The following is a 16454-nucleotide window of genomic DNA, read 5'->3' as shown; positions in this document are numbered from 1 at the left end:
CCACGCAGATGCGGCGTAGCCATAAGCAAAGCGCCGTCGGTTATGGCGTCAGGCAATACGTCGCAGCGGCGCCGCTACCGCCAGTGCCTGCGTGGCCAGATGCCTCGCTGCACGCTCGGTCGCCAGTTCGATGCGTGCCTGCAAGGCCGCACTGCTGATGTGCTCGCCCTCGAAGTCGGCCGGTGTGGCATACACCCCGATCGGCAGCGTGTGCGCCTGCAGGAAACTGAACAACGGCCGCAGCTGGTGATCGATCACCAGCGCATGTCGCTCGCTGCCGCCGGTGGCTGCCAGCAGCACCGGCGTATCCACCAGCGCCTCCAGCTCGACGAAGTCGACCAGGTGCTTGAACAAGCCGGGATACGAGCCGCGATAGACCGGCGCTGCGACCACCAGCAGCTCCGCCGCCTCGATGGTCTGCAGTGCCTGTTCCACCGCCGGCTTCGCCTCGCCACGCGACAGCGACTGACCCAGCGAACGCGCGATCGGCGCCAGCTCCACCAGCTCCACGCTGGCGTGCACCCGCTGCTGCAGCGAGTCCAGCAGATGCCGTACCAGCAACAACGTGCGCGACGTCGCCGAGCTGGTCGGCGACCCCACCAATGCAACCACCCTCAATGCAGAAGACATGAACTGCTCCCGTGTAGAGCCGAGCCATGCTCGGCTGCCCTTCGCTTTTGTAGAGTCGAGCCATGCTCGACTGCTTCCCACCTCAGAACCGGTAACTGACCCGCCCGTACCAATACGCACCCACATTGCTCAGCACATCGCCGCTGTCCCACGTGGTCTCGATACTCGCCACATCGGTGGCGCTGCGCGCGTATTCCGGCACCTTGCGGGTGCGCTTGTCGAACACGTTGTTGATGCCCAGCGCCGCACTCCAGCCCGCGCCCAGATCCACGCCACCGGACAGGTTGGTCACCAGCACCGGCGGCTGCCTGTACTCCACGCCGTTGTTCAGGCGCTTGATCGGCCCGTAGTAGGTGAAGTCCAGATTCGAGCGCCAGCGCCCGTTCTGCCAGCCCAGCCCCGCCACCTGCGTATAGCTGGGCGTGCGGAAGCGCAGCGCATACTCGCTGGATCTGGTCAGCAGGTTGATGTTCGGCAGGCCCTGCAACGCCGCCGGAATGTCGCTGACCTTCTGGATCGTGGTACGGCCGACGTTGGCCGCGTAGCTCCAGCGCAGCTTGCCCCACGCGGTTTCCTGGTTCGCCTCCAGGGTCAACTCCACACCCCGTGTACGGGTATTACCCACGTTGGTGAAGTAGCTGGCGTAGAACGCATCACCCGGCAGGATGCTGATGCCGGCCGAACCCAGCAGTGCATCGATGGTGTTCTTCTGCGCCGCACTCAGCACCGTGCCGCTGTTGTCGGTGACGCGCGCCGGATCCTGCGCGTTGTAGCCGATCTGGCTGGACTGGCCGAGCTGGCCGCGGATGTCGATCTGATAGGCATCCACCGCCAGATGGAACGCCGGGCTCGGGTCCCAGGTCACGCCCAGGCTGTAGTTGGTGGCCTTTTCCGGCTTCAGCGGTGTGGCACCCAACGCAATCGCCGCGGGCGAAGACACCTGCGCCACCAGCGTGGTGCCGCACGGGCAACTGCCGGTGGCCTGGTAGAACTGCGCACCCAGACTGGGCGCATGGAAACCGTTGCTGACCGTGGCGCGCACACCCAGCGCGTCGGTGAAGTCGAAGCGCGTGGTCAGGCGGCCGGTAGAGACACTGCCGAAATCGGAATGGTCTTCCCAACGCGCGGCTGCATCCAGATACCAGCGCGAGGTGATGTTGGTGGCCGCACCCACGTACACCGCCTTGCTGTTGCGGGTAGCCTTCACCGCATCGGCGGTGGAATAGCCGACGAAGGCTGCAGCGCCGAAGCCGGTATACGACTCCCATTGCCCTGCGCCGCGCTCGTACTGCTCGTGCTGATACTCGGCGCCCGCGCTCACCTCCAGCGGCGAAGCAAATGCCGCCACCTCGAAGCCGCGGCGCAGGTCCAGGTTGGCGATGCCCTGCTGGTAGTCCAGCTTGCCGTCATAGAAGTCGGTGGGTGAACCGGGATACGGCAGCGAGTAGTTCACCGAGTTACGCGTATAGGTGCGCACGGTGCTGCGGTTGCCGGTCAGGCTGGCGTCGTAGTCCCATCCCGCGATCTGGCCTTTTACCCCGACCGTACCGGTGTACTGCTTTTCCTTGGTTTCCAGCACCGGCAGGAAGCCATCCGGAAACACGCTCAGCACGCCGGGCGCCTTGTAGGTAGTGAAGATGGTCGCCGGCAGACGGAAATTCTGGATCGCCTGTGCGGTGCGATCGCTGGCCGTAGCATTGGCGTAGAACTGCGCGCTCTCGCCCAGGCCATGGCCCACGTTCACCGCGAAGGCCTTCAACGCATATGACGGCGAGCTGAGGATGGTATTGGCTTCGGCATTGCGGCTGGCCTCGGCCGGGTTCGGCGCAGCACCCGCTGGCAATCGATTGTTCGGCCGAAGCGCCACCAGATTGCCGCTGCCATCCACTGCCGGATAGCTCAGGTAGCCATCGATGTAGCGACGGGTGCGGATCGCATGATGCTGGCGGGTGGTCTCGCCGGACAGGTTGACGAAGCCATCCTCGCCCCACGGCAGGCCGACGTTGGCGCGCACGCTGGTTCGCGAACCATCACCATCGGTGCTCTGCCCGCTCTCCACCGACACATCACCACCGTGCGCCTGCGACTTCAGGATCACGTTGACCACGCCGGTGATCGCGTCCGAGCCGTAGATGGCGGAGGCACCATCACGCAGCACTTCCACATGGTCGATGGCCGAGACCGGAATCAACGCCAGGTCCGCCCACGCATGTCCGGGGAAGCCGCCCCCATTGGCACCGCTCACATAGGCACTGGCATTGCGGCGCTTGCCGTTGACCAGCACCAGCGTGTAGCCCGGCGACAGGTTGCGCAGCTGGTAGCCGCGGATCAGGCTTTCCTGGTCGCTCTGGTAGCCGCCGATCTGGCTCAGTGACGGCAGGCTGCGCTGCAGCGCTTCCAGCAGGTTGCCCTGCCCGGTAGCGGCAAGGTCTTCGGCGGAAATCACATCGATGGGCGTGGAGCTGTTCTTCACCGTGCGCGTGCTGGTGCGTGAACCCGTGACCACCACCGCATCCAGCGTGGAGGCCGCCACATTGGCGGTAGCTGCAGTGGTGGCAGGATCTGCATCGGCTTCCGCCGCATGGCTGGGCGAAGCAGCGAGGACGGCGGCGATCAGGACAGCTAGAGTGCTCAGGACTGGGGCGTAGGCGGCAGGCATGGGGGCTCGTGGGGGTGGGCCGGAAACACGCTTCCATTCAAGGGCCTGTTCACCCACCGCGACAGGCGGGATCGCGTCACCCAACCGTCATATCCGGCCATCCACATGACTGCTGGTAATGACGTTAGGCGGCCTGCACCGGCGCACTGCTCTCTGTAGAGCCGAGCCATGCTCGGCTCAATGCCAGACGAAGCCCATTCAATTGAGCCACAAAGAACAGCCGAGCATGGCTCGGCTCTACATGCTCCGCAGGCATCACCTCATGCCCGCGCACCGCTCTGCGCCACGCACCGCCACCCGTAGCATCAAGCCATGCCCAGCCCACCCGCCGATCCCGCCGCCCCGCTCGTCGCCATCGTCGCCTGCCACGGCCAGGGGCTGTTCGAGTTCGGCTGTGCGGTCGGCCTGTTCGCACCGATACGGCCTGAACTGGGCGTGGCCTGGTACCGCACCCAGCTGTGCGCCGGCGAGCCCGGCGCACTGCGCATGCTCGGCAGCACCCAGGTGCAGCTGCCCTACGATCTCAGCAGCGTCGATGACGCCGACATCATCGTCATCCCCGGTTGGCGCGAACCCAGCGAACGTCCGCCGCAGGCCCTGCTCGATGCACTGCGCCGCGCCCATGCACGCGGCGCACGCATCGCGTCGATCTGCTCCGGTGCGTTCGTGCTGGCCTGGGCCGGGCTGCTCGATGGCCGCGAGGCCACCACTCACTGGCGCCTCACCGAAGCGCTGGCACGCGACTTCCCACGCATCGACGTGCGCGAGGATGTGCTCTACGTGGACACCGGCAGCATCATCACCTCGGCCGGCTCGGCCACCGGCATGGACATGATGCTGCACATGGTGCGCAAGGATTACGGTGCGCGCGTGGCTAATCTGGTGGCCGAGCGACTGGTGCTGGCACCTTGGCGTGATGCCGGGCGCAGCCAGCGCGTCAGCCGGGCCATCCCCAACGGCGAGCCCACGCGGTTGGCGAAGCTGATGGAGTGGATGCGCCGTAACCTGCGCGAGCCGCACTCGCTTGGCAGCCTCGCCGAGCAGGCCGCACTCAGCCAACGCACGCTGCAGCGGCAGTTCCTGGAAGCCACCGGCCTGTCGCCCATCGACTGGCTGATCCGCGAGCGCGTGGCCTTCGCCCGCGAACTGCTGGAAACCACTGACCGGCCCTTGCAGTGGATTGCCGAGCAGGCCGGTTTTGGTTCGCAGGAATCATTCCGTCGGCATTTCCGCGGGCAGGTCGAGGCCAGCCCGACCGAATACCGCAGCCAGCATCGCAGCGGTATTGGTGCGGACCGGCTGGTCGGCTGCTGAACCCCGTGGGTAGGGCCGGCCGCTGGCCGGCGTGTCGAGAAAGCCTGGGAAACCCCGGCGGCCGCTCAATGCGAAGACACGTACACCGCATCTGCAGGCCCCGGCGGAAGGGCAAAACTCCGCCGCATCCGCGCCACCTCGGCCGCCGGCGGCAACGCGAACAGGCGCTTGAACTCGCGGTTGAACTGGGACGGGCTGGCATATCCCACCGCCAACGATGCCGCTTCGGCAGTCATCCCCTGCCGCAGCATCAGCAGCCGAGCCTGGTGCAGGCGGGTCGACTTCACGTACTGCATCGGCGACGTGGCGGTGATCGCGCGGAAGTGGTCGTGGAAGGTCGCCACACTCATGCCCGCTTCGGCCGCCAGCTGGCCCACGTCCAACGCAGTGGCATACAAGGCGTGGATCGTACGCAGCACCCTGCCGATGCTGCCGAAGCGGCCGCGCATGGCCAGCGCCTCGCGCATCGCGCCGCCCTGCGCACCGGTCAGCACGCGGAAGTACACCTCACGCACCAGCGCCGGGCCCAGCACGACCGCTTCGAGCGGGTCGGCCAGCGCCTCCAGCAGGCGTAGCACCGTGGCCTGCATCGGCGCCTGCATCGGGCTGGACATCATGCTCTGTGCCGGTGCCTCCGATGTGCCCGCCTGTTCGCCCAGTTCAATCAACAGATCCGCGGCCAACTGCAGATCCAGATGCAGGTAGATCGCCAGCAGCGGCGCCTCTGCAGAAGCATCGGTTTCCATCGTGAACGGCACCGGCACCGATACCGCCAGGTAGTGCTGTGCGTCGTACTGGTAGACCTGACCGCCCAGGTAACCGCGCTTCACGCCCTGGCAGACGATCACGATGCCGGGGTCATACAACACCGGCGTGCGTGCCAGAGGCCGGTCGGAGCGCAGCAGCCGCACCCCCGGCAGCGGCGTGAGCGTATAGCCCTCCTCCACCGCCAACGCCTTCAGCAGGCCGACCATGCGTGCCTGCACCTGTCGTTGCAGGGAATCGACCACTGGCACTCCAGAGGAATAGGCAAGAATGGTCGAATCCTAGGCCTGGGGCGGGCACCGTTCAAGAACTAACGTGCAAGCCCTGTCCACCATGAGCGCCTCCCCATGTCCCCATCCCGCCTTCTCCTCATCACCGGTGTCAGCAGCGGCTTCGGCCGCGCCCTTGCGCAGCAGGCCCTGCTGGCCGGGCATCGCGTGGTCGGCACCGTGCGCAACGAAACCACCCGCCAATCGTTTGAAACGCTGGCGCCCGGCCGCGCGCTCGGCCGCCTGCTGGACGTCACCGATGCCGACGCCATCAATGCGCTCGTCACCGAAATCGAAACCAACGTCGGCAGCATCGACGTGCTCGTCAACAACGCCGGCTACGGACACGAAGGCATCCTCGAAGAATCGACGCTGGCCGAGCTGCGGCACCAGTTCGAGGTGAACGTGTTCGGCCCGGCCGCGCTGATCAAGGCCGTGCTGCCGCACATGCGCGCGCGCCGCCGTGGCCACATCCTCAACATCACCTCCATGGGCGGCTTCATCACGATGCCCGGCATCGCCTGGTACTGCGGCAGCAAGTTCGCACTCGAAGGCATCAGCGAAGTGCTTGGCAAGGAGGTTGCGCCGTTCGGCATCCACGTCACCGCCGTCGCGCCGGGCTCCTTCCGCACCGACTGGGCAGGCCGTTCGATGGCGCGAGCACCGCGCAGCATTGAAGACTACGACGCGCTGTTCGACCCCATCCGCAGCGCGCGTGAGGCAAAGAGTGGCCACCAGCTCGGTGATCCGCTGAAGGCTGCGCAGGCCATGCTGCAGGTCATCGACAGCGACGCGCCGCCCAGCCACCTGCTGCTGGGCAGCGACGCACTGCAGCTGGTGCGGGCGAAGCTCGCATCGCTGGGCGACAGCATCGACGCCTGGGAACACCTGACCCGCACGACCGACGGCGTCGCTTGAGGCCCGTAGGCAGCCGATGGTTTCATCGGCTGCCACCATTCCACCCGCTCAGTCTTCCTGCACCAGCTTGAACTCGCGCAGGAGGCCACCGATCTGGGTCTTGTCCAGCTTGTTCATCAGCAGGTTGCGCAGGAACGCCGGGCCGGGAATATCCAGTTCCCTGCCATCGCGCAGGCGACCGGTCGCCGCCAGCAACGAGCGCACGTCATAGGTGGAATTGAACACCTCGGGCACACCGCGTTCGATACCTAACAGCGTGTACACCGCTTCCATCGGTGTGCGCACCGAATACTCGGTGGTGAAGATGCAGTCGCGCTGCTTCGATTCGGCGAACTGGCCGATGAAGGCGAAGTTCACCGCGCCCTCCGGCACCACGTCCGGGCGATCACCGGCCTGGCGTGGCATGAAGAACGCGGTGATGTACGGCATCATCACCGGCACCGTCTTCGCGCCCGTGGCAGCCAGTTCGTCGATCTCCTCCACCGGCACGCCCAGGTGATACAGCCACTCGCGGGTGATCTCTTCGCCGGTGCAGTCCTGCATCGGCTTCTTCACGTAGTCTCCAGGCGTATCCACGAACAGCGAATACACCCAGACCACGATCTGATCCTTGGGCTGGTTCTTGAAATGCGGCTGGCGGTTCACCGTCCAGCTCATCAACCAGCGCGAGTCACGCACACTGACGATGCCGCCGGTCACCACCTTGCCACTGAACGGGTCGCGCTTGGCGATCTTCTGGATGTAGGCCGGAATGCGTGCGTCCAGCGTCGTCACTGTCGCCGATTCCCACTTGGTCTGCGGGATGTGCGCGCCGAACACGTCCGGACGCCCGAACGCAGGATCCCTGGCGGCAATGCGTCGCCACAGGTCCCAGGCAGGCGCCGGCCCCTCATTCAATCGCGCAGCCGTGTGGTGGTCGCCGTTGTCCGAGTTCTCGGTCAACGAACCGATCGTCATGAACACAAGGTCATCCGCGCTCAGATCCACGCCACCGGCTACACCGTCACGCGTCCAATGGATGCGCGTGGCCTGCTTGCGGCCGGCCGCCAGATCGAAGTCGACGTCGGTCACCTCGGTGCCGTACTGGAACACCACACCGTGGTCCTGCAGCCACTTCACCAGCGGCAGCACCAGCGATTCGTACTGGTTGTACTTGGTGAACTTCAGCGCAGAGAAATCCGGCAGGCCGCCGATATGGTGGATGAAGCGATGCAGGTACAGCTTCATCTCCAGCGCCGAATGCCATTCCTCGAAGGCGAACATGGTGCGCCAGTACAGCCAGAAGTTGCTGTCCAGGAAGTCGCGGCCCAGCACCTCGTCGATGCGCTTGTTCTCCATCTCCTGCCGGGTGGCCAGGAACAGCGCGATGATGTCCTTCTGCGCCTGTTCGCTCAGGGTGAACAGGCCGTCGGTGTGCGCATCCTCACCGCGATTGATCGTGGCACGCTGCAGCGAATAGTTGGGGTCGTCCTTATTCAGCCAGTAGAACTCGTCCAACACACTGGCATCCTCGATCTCCAGTGACGGAATCGAGCGGAACAGATCCCACAGGCACTCGAAGTGGTCTTCCATCTCGCGGCCGCCGCGGATCACGAAGCCCTTTTCCGGCACCTTCAGGCCATCCAGCGCGCCGCCGGCTATCTGCTGCTGCTCAAGGACAGTGATGCGCTCACCGGCCATGCGGCCGTCGCGCACCAGGAACGCGGCGCCGGCCAGCGAGGCCAGGCCCGAACCGACGAACCATGCGCGCTTGTCATCGACACCGGCGGGCTTGCGCGGGCGCGCGAAGGCTTCGTAGTTGCCACTGCTGTAGTACATGCGTTGCTCCTTCCTGGAGGGGGTCATCAGGAACCCGCAGTGGAATGACACAGCCATTCCATGCAGGTCATGCCCCTACTCTAGCGCCGAACCGATGTACCGTTTCCTGCACGCACGCTGCGACCGAATGACGCAGCCACGTCAGAGCTGTCGCCCCAGCAGCATGCCCGGCCAGCCATCCACATTGAACGGCGCGATGCGCGTGTAGCCGCAGGTCTCATAGAAGCGCACCAGATCACCGTTGCCACCGCCGTAGCAGTCCACGCGCAGATGGTCGAGCCCGGCAGCGCGCGCCTGCTCATCGGCAAAGGCCATCAGGCGCCGGCCGATGCCACGCACGCGGGCATCACGCGATGCCACCAGTACCCGTACATACAGTTCCGGGCCGGTGGGCGCAGGCACATAGGGCATCGACTCGCCCAGCGCCAGGAACGCGCGCACGTCACCCTGCTCGTTCTGCGCCACCCATGCACCCGGCAGCGCGCACGCATCGGTCACCTGGGTGATCCGGCGCAGCATCGTGGACCACGGCTCACTACCCCATTGCTGCAGGTTGCCGATCGACACGAACCATTCGATAACTTCGTCGAAGAGCATCAGCACCGCAGGGGCATCCGCCTCGCTGGCGCGGCGGATGTTCAAGATGTCCTTTCCAGCTTCAGTCATGCATGCACTCCCTGACGTTCCGTAGATCCAGTAGTGCCAGGCCATGCCTGGCAGGTGCCCAGTGTATTGATCCAGTCCACCGTCCACCGGATTTGACATGCAGGCATTTACCTGCCTATAGTCCACCCAAGGACGGCACCTGTCCGCCCAAGCGAGGAACCTGCAATGGTCGATATCGCACACAGGGTCGGCATCAAGGCCCCTGCAAGCCAGGTGTACCAGGCTCTGGCCACCCCCGAAGGCGTCGCCGCCTGGTGGGCTGAAGACACCCATGGCGACCGCGTGGCCGGCGGGACGGTCAAGGTGCGCTTCACGAACAACGGCCAGGAAATCGGTGCCATGGAAATGAAACTTGAGCAGCTTGTTCCAGGCGAGCTCGTGCTTTGGCGGTTCCTCGCCGGCCCCGCCGAATGGATCGGCACCCGCGCACGCTTCCTGCTGAAACAGGAAGGTGACTACTGCATCGTGCTGTTCACCCATGAAGGCTGGAAAGAGCGCGTCGAGTTCACCTCCCACTGCAGCACCAAGTGGGCGGTGTTCCTGATGAGCCTGAAGGCGCTGCTGGAAACCGGCAAGGGCCAGCCCAACCCACACGACGTCAGGATCGATAACTGGAATTGAAGACATTCCCATGGCGGTAGACAACGCGCGCAACACAGACAAGGTCTTCAAGGCACTGGCCGACCCCACGCGCAGGACGCTGCTGGACCTGCTCTGCGAAGACAACGGGCAGACGCTCGGCCAGCTGTGCGAGCACCTGGACATGGCCCGGCAATCGGTCACCCAGCACCTGGGCCTGCTGGAAGACGCCAACCTGATCAGCACCGTGCGCCGTGGCCGCGAAAAGCTGCACTTCATCAACCCGGTGCCCCTGCACGAAGTCTACGAGCGCTGGGTACGCAAGTTCGAGCAGCAGCGCCTAGGCCTGCTGCATGACCTGAAACGAGAACTGGAAGGAGAATGACGATGTCCGCAGAGTCCACCCGCTTCATCCACGTGATCTACATCGCCTCCACGCCGCAGAAGGTGTTCGAGGCCATCACCCGCCCCGAGATCGCCAGCCGCTACTGGGGCCACGAAAACGTTTCGGACTGGAAACCCGGCTCTCGCTGGCAGCATGTGCGCGCCAACGAAAAGCGCTCGGTTGAACTGGTCGGCGAAGTGGTGGAAAGCACCCCGCCCTCGCGGCTGGTCATCACCTGGGCCGCCGCCTCGCAGGCCGACAACCCCGCTGCCTACAGCCGGGTGACCTTCGAGGTCGTGCCCTACCAGGACATGGTGCGGCTGACGGTTACCCACGACGAGCTTGAACCCGGCAGCGGCATGGATACCGGCATCCGCCAAGGCTGGCCGATCGTGCTGTCGAGCCTGAAGTCGTTGTTGGAGACCGGCAAGGGATTGGATGTGTTTGCGAAGCCGAAGTAAACGGCTGCGTCGGGACGACGCCGCAGGCGCCTTGGCTGCTGCGGCGTCGGCAATGCGGCCGATGCGGGTCCGCTAGCGCGCCGTCCAGCCACCGTCCACCGGCAACGCCGTGCCGGTGATCTGGGCGGCGGTATCCGAGGCCAGGAACACGACCATCTCGCCCAGCTGCTCGGGCGTCACGAACTGCAACGAAGGCTGCTTTTCGGCCAGCAATGCACGGGCAGCGGATTCCTGATCCGTGCCTTCCTTCTCCGCCAATGCGGTGATCTGCTGCTCGACCAGCGCCGTTCGCACCCAGCCCGGGCAGATGGCATTGGCGGTGATGCCGGTGCCCGCGTTCTCCAGCGCTATCACCTTGGTGAACCCCACCACGCCGTGCTTGGCCGCCACGTAGGCCGACTTGTTCACCGAGCCCACCAGCCCGTGCACGGATGCGATGTTGATGATGCGGCCGGCGCCCTGCTGCTTCATATGGGGCAAGGCTGCCGCCGTTGCATGGAACACCGCCGACAAATTCAGCGCGATGATCGCATCCCACTTCTCTATGGGGAATTCCTCGATCGACGCGGTGTGCTGGATGCCTGCGTTATTCACCAGGATGTCGATGCGCCCCATCGTCGCAACGGCGTGGGCGATCATTCCGCGCACCGCCTCGCCACGGGACAGGTCGGCACCGTCATGCGCCACGCGAACACCGAACTCGGTTTCCAGGTTGGTACGGATGCGTTCGATCTCCGCCGCATCGCCAAAGCCATTCAGCACGATATCGGCGCCTTGCCGCGCCAGCGCCGTAGCGATGCCAAGACCAATACCGCTGGTGGAGCCGGTAACCACCGCAACCTTTCCAGAGAACATGGGTGAGCGTCCAAGGGGCGTAGGTAGGCAGTGTAGCCCTCTGGATCCACCGCACGCTTGGATCAGTAGATCCACGCCATGCGTGGATGCTGCCCCTCGGCAAAGATCCACATCCCCCCTATATTCACCCCAATCCACCCATGGATGGCCCGATGAACCCCTGCAAGGCCCTGCTGCCCGCCGTTGTTGCCGCACTGCTCGTCCCTGCCATCAGCCAGGCCGCGCCGCCTGCTCAAGACGCCACACCGCTCACCACCGGCAGCGTGCGGTTGGATATAGCGACCGGCCGCGTGGAAGGCAACGTCTGCGTATCCAACCGCCCTGCCGAATCGATGGGCACCTTCGTGCTCAACGCCGGCCTGAATGTCGCCCGGGTCACCGATGGCGATGGCGCTCCGATGGACTTCGAAGGCTGGTATGCCCCCGGCGTGGATGGCGAAGCACGCGTGTACACCGTGGCAAAGCCACCCGCCACGCTCTGCGTGCAGTACGTGGGCGCCTTCCCGGTCTACGCCCGGCACGATGCCCCGACCGACTTCAAGGGCCTGATGGCCTTCAACGGCGACAGCGCCCGCTTCACCGAACAGTCCGCATGGCTGCCGCAGGCGTTCGATCCCAGGGCCCGCGTGCGCAGCAGCGAAAGCCGCTACGACCTGCAGGTGGATTGCGCCGGCTGCCGGTTCCTGTATCTCAACGGCAGCCAGGCCATCGAAGGCGCGCAGGGCCGCTTCCGCAGCGACAACGCACGACCGATCCTGCTGTTCGGCGGCAGCGGCCCGATCACCCGCACCGCGCAGGTCACGATCCTCAACGAGACCCTGCCCGCGGCCAAGGTCGATGCTCTTTCCGGCACCGTGCAGAAGATAGCCGACGTGCACAGCCGCTATATGGGCGTGCCGCTGGCCGACCGCCCCACCTTCCTGCGCATGGTCACCCTCAACCAGATCGAGCGCGACCGTGAGGGCAGCGAATGGGGCTTTGCCACCTGGCCGACCATCGCCATGAGCGGCAGCATCGGCAACGTGGCCGATTCACTGCTGACCGGGGGCGAGAACGCCGAGCGACGCGTGCAGTACATCGCGCACGAAATGGGCCATTACTACTTCGGCACACTGAACCGCCCGCAGGGCCCCTACTTCTGGGTGCTGCTGGAATCCAGCGCGGAATTCCTGTCGATCAAGGCGCTGCGCGAGATCAGTGGCGATGCCGCGGCTGATCGCTACATTGCGCGACTGCAATCGGCCATCGAAATGCAGGAGAAGCCGCTGCCGGCGTTCGATGCCATCGACGGCAACTCGGATCTGGGCGAGATGTATCGCTACGTCTATGCGCCCTTGCTGCTGCTCTCGTTGGAGAAGCAAGTGGGCGAAGCGAAGATGCAGGCCTTCATGCGCGGGCTGCTGGCCTCGCCTTCGCCGAAGAATTGGGCGGAGCTGCAGGGCATCGCGATGAAGGCTGGCATTGATGCCAAAGCCTGGGAGCATTGGCGGGCAAGCTGTGTGGCTGGCGGCAGGCCAAGCTGTAGATCCACGCCACGCGTGGATTCACTCCCTCAACGCCCGCACATCTGAATCATCCAGCACTCAGAAGAACAGACTCGCTCGCTCAACGGCCGCGAGCGGATTAGCCTTCCGCACCGCCTCCAGGAACAGCAGGAAGTCGCGGTTGAACAGCGACAGGTTGTTGGTGAACGTCACGCACTTTCTACCCGATGCTCTGCTGAAGCACACCTGCCAGACATAGCGCGAATAGATGACGTCGGACGTTCGTGTGACTGAGGTGATCTGCGAAAGCGGAACCGCCGTGGGCACCGGCCCACGTCGCAGGTAGAAGGATTCTGTATCAAAGAAATAGTGCTCGCGATCCTCTTTGCCATCCACCATCACCAAGGTCATGGACGTGCCGGAAATCCGGCGCGGGGGATCCAAACGCAGCCCTGATCCCAATGCAGAACGCGCGGTCGCTGACATTCGCCGAAGGGTGAACCAGAGGATCACCAACGGAAGTGCCGCGAGGACAATGAAGCCTACGGTCTTCAAAACAGTTTCCAGCGTGCTGGGCACACAGATCTCCAGGATGAACTTTCAGGCGATGCCCAAGTAGATCCACGCCACGCGTGGATGGCTCTCCCTCAACGCCCCATCACTTCCAATGATCCGGCCCCAGGAACGGCAGACTCAACACAAACACCGGCACCGCCACAGGGATCAACGCCGCGCCGAGCACCTTGCCCGCCGCCGAACCCACACCCGGCTTGTCCTCCCTCTCCGGCAGGATCCGCTGCGCCCGCGCACTGATCGGCTGTGCCAGCTTCCCCTTCTCCGCCAGCGCCGTAGCATCCGGCAACTTCACCCGCTCGCCGTCGCCCTCGAACAGCGCGCTGTAATAGCTGCCGCCCTTCTTTGAAAGATTGCAGGCCCGATCAAACGCCAGCGCATAACGGCTCCGGTCCTGCGGCAGGTAGTAGCGCGCCCGCTCATCCACATACTTCGCCTCGCGCGGTAGCACTTCAATCCGCTCCAGCTTGAACTGCGCGGCCTGTTCCGGCGTCACCTGCTCCGGCCGCAGCAGCAGCGCATAGCTGCCGTGCACCTTGGCCTTGTTGGCCGGGTCGCGCCAATCCTCATGGAAGTACATCTGCGCGCAGGCCACCGCCTCGCGCAGCGGGCTGTCCATCAGCGCGCGGTACTCGCGGAACGGCGCGGCATTGAAACGCATCGGCTCTTCAAAGCGCGGCAGCAGGTACAGCTGGCCGTCGTCGGCCACGAACGCACCGGTGATCTCGCGGCTTGAGGCGTGCTCCTCCGGGCCACTGGCACAACCGGAGAGCAGCGCCAGGCACAGGGCGGAGAGAATGAAAAAAGACGTTCGCATGTCGTGTTCGAGGGCTCCCCTGGGAAAACGGCCCCGCCCGGAAGGACGAGGCCAGCCCATCATGGTGCCACGGCACAGCATGCGATGCTGAATCCGCCCTACTTCAACCGCTCCACCAACCGCTGCCCCACCTCCAGCGCCGAGGCCGGGTTCTGCCCGGTAATCAGCTCGCGGTCCACCACCACATGCCCGGTCCACGGCGTGGTGTTGCTGCTGAACGTCGCACCCGCCCGCTGCAACGCGGTCTGCGGGTAGAACTTCATCTCACCGCCCCCCAGCAGCGGCTTGGCCTGCTCTTCTTCCTGGTTGCTGATCACCGTCATCTGGTAGCCGCTGTAAATCCACTTCGGCGTAGCCGGCATCGCCCCCGCCTCCAGCTTTGCCACGAAACCCGCCGCATCCGGCAGCGTGGACAGCAGCGCGATCGGCCCGTGGCAGACCAGCGCGGTGGTCTTGTTGCGCTGGTGGAAGTCGGCCAGCAGCCGCCCCAGCGCCGGGCTCTTCAGTAGGTCCTGCATCGGCGCGTGGCCACCGGGAATGTAAACCGCATCGAAACGCGCGTAGCCCTGCTGCTCGATGCGCGCCAGGCTGACCACCGGCGAGGCCGTCGGCGAGGTCAGCGCCAGTTTTTCCAGCAGGTCCTTGTGCAGCGTCAGCTGCGCGGCATCGTTGCCGAAGTACGCCGCCGTCACCGAGGACGCATCCACCGTCGGCGCCCGCCCCTGCGGCGTGGCGAAGGTCACCTCGTGGCCCGCGTCCAGCAGCAGCTTGACCGGCTGCATCAGCTCGTTGAGATAGAAGCCGGTGGACAGCACCTTGCCGTCCTTCAGGTCCAGGTGGTTTTCGTCGGACAGCACCACCAGCACGTTGGCGGCCTGCGCGCCGCTGGCGGCCAGGGTCAGGGCCAGCGCTGCGGCCAGCCGGGTCATCAGGTTCATGGGGTCGCTCCTATCGGGGAATGGCGGCCACTTTATTCATCGCCCCAGCGGCGATAAATTGGCCCCATCGCAAAACATCTGTTCCCCGGAGAGCCAAATGAGCCGCAAGTTCGACTACCTGGGCGATGTGGAGGTGTTCCTGGCGGTGGTCGAGCACGGCTCGTTCACGGCCGGCGCGGTGGCGCTGTCCACCACGCCCTCGGTGCTGAGCCGCGCGGTCACCCGGCTGGAAGCGCGGCTGGGCCGGCAGCTGCTGCAGCGGACCACCCGCCGCGTGGGCCTTACCGACGCCGGGCGGCTCTATCGGGAACAGGTGCGCACCGCCTTCGGCCTGCTGGACGACGCCGAGCGCGACGTACTGGCCCAGGACGGTGCGCTGGCCGGCCGCGTGCGCCTGAGCGTGCCCACCACCTATGGCCACTACCGGCTGCCGCCCGTGCTGGCGCGCTTTGCGCAGCAGTACCCGCAGGTGCAGGTGGAACTGAACATCACCAACCGCAACGTGGACCTGGTGGCCGAAGGCTTCGACCTGGCCATCCGCCTGGGCCAGCTGCCGGACAGCGGGCTGGTGGCGCGAAAGCTGGAGGACGCTCCGCTGCTGCTGGTGGCCGCGCCGGAGTACCTGCAGCGCCGGGGTACGCCGCAGACGCTGGACGACTTGCAGCAGCACCTGTGCCTGCCCTTCGTGATGCCGCGTACTGGGCGACTTGCGCCGTGGATCTTCCGCGACGCCGGGCGCGACGTGGACTGGCTGCCGCGTTCGTCCATCGAAACCTCCGACGATGTGCTGGGCGTGGTGTCGCTGGCCGAACAAGGCATCGGCATCTGCCAGAGCTATGCGTTCATCGTGCGCGAGCGGTTGCAGCGCGGGCAGCTGGTGGAGGTGCTGCCGCAGTTGCGGGGGAGATCGCGGCCGTTCTCGGTGATCTATGCACCGCATCGGCGGCAATCGGCGGCCGCGCGGGCGATGATTGAATTGCTGGTGGGGAATGCGGCTGAGGCTGGCGTTGGTTGAAGCCGGGGGCTTGTCAGCGGTGTCGGGTTTGAACCGCTTTTCGGGCTATGCGGCTGATCGCGCGCCGTTGCTTGGCGAGGCGGACTAAGAACTTTTGCAAAGCAGGTCGTCGCGCTATTCGCTTGTCGCGTGGGCGATTGCGCCACTTTGATTCGCAATCAACGGAGCAGCTGCGCGAATGCGTCCGGCGGTGTCGCGGCCTGCACGAATGCTGCGTGCAACAATAGTTCTTCGCTCTCGAATTCCACTTCGTGTTCGCCATTTTCTATTGGCGTTCGAAGCGGCGGTGTAAACACCATGGCGCGCCA

General features: G+C 65.2%; 16 protein-coding genes. 7 read left to right on the top strand and 9 right to left on the bottom strand.

Features of this window, described 5'->3' with window-relative positions; all coding sequences use genetic code 11:
* Positions 1-48: 48 nt before the first annotated feature.
* Positions 49-630, bottom strand: coding sequence for an FMN reductase (msuE, locus tag ACZK13_RS08735; RefSeq protein ID WP_253144469.1), 582 nt, complete (start codon positions 628-630; stop codon positions 49-51).
* Positions 631-712: 82 nt separating this feature from the next.
* Positions 713-3289: a TonB-dependent receptor plug domain-containing protein gene (locus ACZK13_RS08730; RefSeq protein WP_478482448.1), complete on the bottom strand. Its 2577-nt coding sequence runs from the start codon at positions 3287-3289 to the stop codon at positions 713-715.
* A gap of 312 nt (positions 3290-3601) precedes the next feature.
* Between ACZK13_RS08730 and ftrA the strand changes: the two genes are divergently transcribed.
* Positions 3602-4603 (top strand): transcriptional regulator FtrA, encoded by a 1002-nt coding sequence (gene ftrA, locus ACZK13_RS08725; protein ID WP_346484690.1) that lies wholly within the window; start codon positions 3602-3604, stop codon positions 4601-4603.
* Between the two features lie 65 nt (positions 4604-4668).
* On the opposite strand, the gene ACZK13_RS08720 is transcribed toward ftrA, so the two are convergent.
* Entirely contained in the window at positions 4669-5613 is a 945-nt protein-coding gene (locus tag ACZK13_RS08720) for an AraC family transcriptional regulator (protein WP_343205070.1), read from the bottom strand.
* Positions 5614-5715: 102 nt separating this feature from the next.
* Here ACZK13_RS08720 and ACZK13_RS08715 point away from each other — a divergent pair, with 102 nt between their 5' ends.
* The gene (locus tag ACZK13_RS08715; protein WP_180836897.1) at positions 5716-6555 is read left to right on the top strand and encodes an oxidoreductase; all 840 of its coding nucleotides are present in this window, start codon (positions 5716-5718) and stop codon (positions 6553-6555) included.
* Between the two features lie 48 nt (positions 6556-6603).
* Here ACZK13_RS08715 and ACZK13_RS08710 read toward each other — a convergent pair whose 3' ends face one another.
* Positions 6604-8373, bottom strand: coding sequence for an oleate hydratase (locus ACZK13_RS08710; protein ID WP_478482447.1), 1770 nt, complete (start codon positions 8371-8373; stop codon positions 6604-6606).
* Positions 8374-8514: 141 nt separating this feature from the next.
* Complete coding sequence (locus tag ACZK13_RS08705; protein ID WP_478482446.1) at positions 8515-9039, bottom strand: N-acetyltransferase family protein; 525 nt, start codon at positions 9037-9039, stop codon at positions 8515-8517.
* A 165-nt stretch (positions 9040-9204) separates the two neighbouring features.
* On the opposite strand from ACZK13_RS08705, the gene ACZK13_RS08700 reads away from it, so the two are divergent.
* The 3 genes from ACZK13_RS08700 to ACZK13_RS08690 are packed head-to-tail and all read left to right on the top strand — an operon-like array spanning position 9205 to position 10464.
* The gene (locus tag ACZK13_RS08700; RefSeq protein WP_478482445.1) at positions 9205-9660 is read left to right on the top strand and encodes an SRPBCC family protein; all 456 of its coding nucleotides are present in this window, start codon (positions 9205-9207) and stop codon (positions 9658-9660) included.
* Positions 9661-9670: 10 nt separating this feature from the next.
* Entirely contained in the window at positions 9671-10003 is a 333-nt protein-coding gene (locus ACZK13_RS08695; protein WP_132809957.1) for an ArsR/SmtB family transcription factor, read from the top strand.
* Positions 10004-10005: 2 nt separating this feature from the next.
* Positions 10006-10464 carry an SRPBCC family protein gene (locus ACZK13_RS08690; RefSeq protein WP_478482444.1) on the top strand — a complete coding sequence of 153 codons (459 nt, stop codon included), beginning with the start codon at positions 10006-10008 and terminating at the stop codon, positions 10462-10464.
* Between the two features lie 72 nt (positions 10465-10536).
* On the opposite strand, the gene ACZK13_RS08685 is transcribed toward ACZK13_RS08690, so the two are convergent.
* Positions 10537-11319: a 3-hydroxybutyrate dehydrogenase gene (locus ACZK13_RS08685; protein ID WP_478482515.1), complete on the bottom strand. Its 783-nt coding sequence runs from the start codon at positions 11317-11319 to the stop codon at positions 10537-10539.
* Positions 11320-11471: 152 nt separating this feature from the next.
* On the opposite strand from ACZK13_RS08685, the gene ACZK13_RS08680 reads away from it, so the two are divergent.
* Positions 11472-12890, top strand: coding sequence for a M1 aminopeptidase family protein (locus tag ACZK13_RS08680; RefSeq protein WP_478482443.1), 1419 nt, complete (start codon positions 11472-11474; stop codon positions 12888-12890).
* 12 nt (positions 12891-12902) lie between these two features.
* On the opposite strand, the gene ACZK13_RS08675 is transcribed toward ACZK13_RS08680, so the two are convergent.
* From ACZK13_RS08675 to ACZK13_RS08665, 3 genes are all read right to left on the bottom strand, one after another.
* Positions 12903-13382, bottom strand: a complete 480-nt coding sequence (locus ACZK13_RS08675; RefSeq protein ID WP_478482442.1) for a hypothetical protein — start codon at positions 13380-13382, stop codon at positions 12903-12905.
* Between the two features lie 79 nt (positions 13383-13461).
* Positions 13462-14193 carry a hypothetical protein gene (locus ACZK13_RS08670; RefSeq protein ID WP_478482441.1) on the bottom strand — a complete coding sequence of 244 codons (732 nt, stop codon included), beginning with the start codon at positions 14191-14193 and terminating at the stop codon, positions 13462-13464.
* Between the two features lie 98 nt (positions 14194-14291).
* Entirely contained in the window at positions 14292-15131 is an 840-nt protein-coding gene (locus tag ACZK13_RS08665; RefSeq protein ID WP_478482440.1) for a type 1 glutamine amidotransferase domain-containing protein, read from the bottom strand.
* A 97-nt stretch (positions 15132-15228) separates the two neighbouring features.
* Between ACZK13_RS08665 and ACZK13_RS08660 the strand changes: the two genes are divergently transcribed.
* Positions 15229-16146 (top strand): LysR family transcriptional regulator, encoded by a 918-nt coding sequence (locus ACZK13_RS08660; RefSeq protein ID WP_478482439.1) that lies wholly within the window; start codon positions 15229-15231, stop codon positions 16144-16146.
* The last annotated feature ends 308 nt before the right edge of the window (positions 16147-16454 follow it).

The sequence above is a fragment of the Stenotrophomonas sp. 99219_Sma genome (genome assembly GCF_056480785.1).
The sequence above is the reverse complement of the archived record's forward strand: the minus strand, read 5'-3'. Positions and strand labels throughout refer to the sequence as shown.

Bases quoted from the DNA above. Each gene is read 5' to 3' on its own strand.
- ftrA (WP_346484690.1), top strand. From the start codon at position 3,602: ATGCCCAGCCCACCCGCCGATCCCGCCGCCCCGCTCGTCGCCATCGTC.
- msuE (WP_253144469.1), bottom strand. From the start codon at position 630: ATGTCTTCTGCATTGAGGGTGGTTGCATTGGTGGGGTCGCCGACCAGC.
- ACZK13_RS08660 (WP_478482439.1), top strand. From the start codon at position 15,229: ATGAGCCGCAAGTTCGACTACCTGGGCGATGTGGAGGTGTTCCTGGCG.
- ACZK13_RS08690 (WP_478482444.1), top strand. From the start codon at position 10,006: ATGTCCGCAGAGTCCACCCGCTTCATCCACGTGATCTACATCGCCTCC.
- ACZK13_RS08695 (WP_132809957.1), top strand. From the start codon at position 9,671: ATGGCGGTAGACAACGCGCGCAACACAGACAAGGTCTTCAAGGCACTG.
- ACZK13_RS08680 (WP_478482443.1), top strand. From the start codon at position 11,472: ATGAACCCCTGCAAGGCCCTGCTGCCCGCCGTTGTTGCCGCACTGCTC.
- ACZK13_RS08665 (WP_478482440.1), bottom strand. From the start codon at position 15,131: ATGAACCTGATGACCCGGCTGGCCGCAGCGCTGGCCCTGACCCTGGCC.
- ACZK13_RS08715 (WP_180836897.1), top strand. From the start codon at position 5,716: ATGTCCCCATCCCGCCTTCTCCTCATCACCGGTGTCAGCAGCGGCTTC.
- ACZK13_RS08670 (WP_478482441.1), bottom strand. From the start codon at position 14,193: ATGCGAACGTCTTTTTTCATTCTCTCCGCCCTGTGCCTGGCGCTGCTC.
- ACZK13_RS08700 (WP_478482445.1), top strand. From the start codon at position 9,205: ATGGTCGATATCGCACACAGGGTCGGCATCAAGGCCCCTGCAAGCCAG.
- ACZK13_RS08685 (WP_478482515.1), bottom strand. From the start codon at position 11,319: ATGTTCTCTGGAAAGGTTGCGGTGGTTACCGGCTCCACCAGCGGTATT.
- ACZK13_RS08705 (WP_478482446.1), bottom strand. From the start codon at position 9,039: ATGACTGAAGCTGGAAAGGACATCTTGAACATCCGCCGCGCCAGCGAG.
- ACZK13_RS08710 (WP_478482447.1), bottom strand. From the start codon at position 8,373: ATGTACTACAGCAGTGGCAACTACGAAGCCTTCGCGCGCCCGCGCAAG.
- ACZK13_RS08730 (WP_478482448.1), bottom strand. From the start codon at position 3,289: ATGCCTGCCGCCTACGCCCCAGTCCTGAGCACTCTAGCTGTCCTGATC.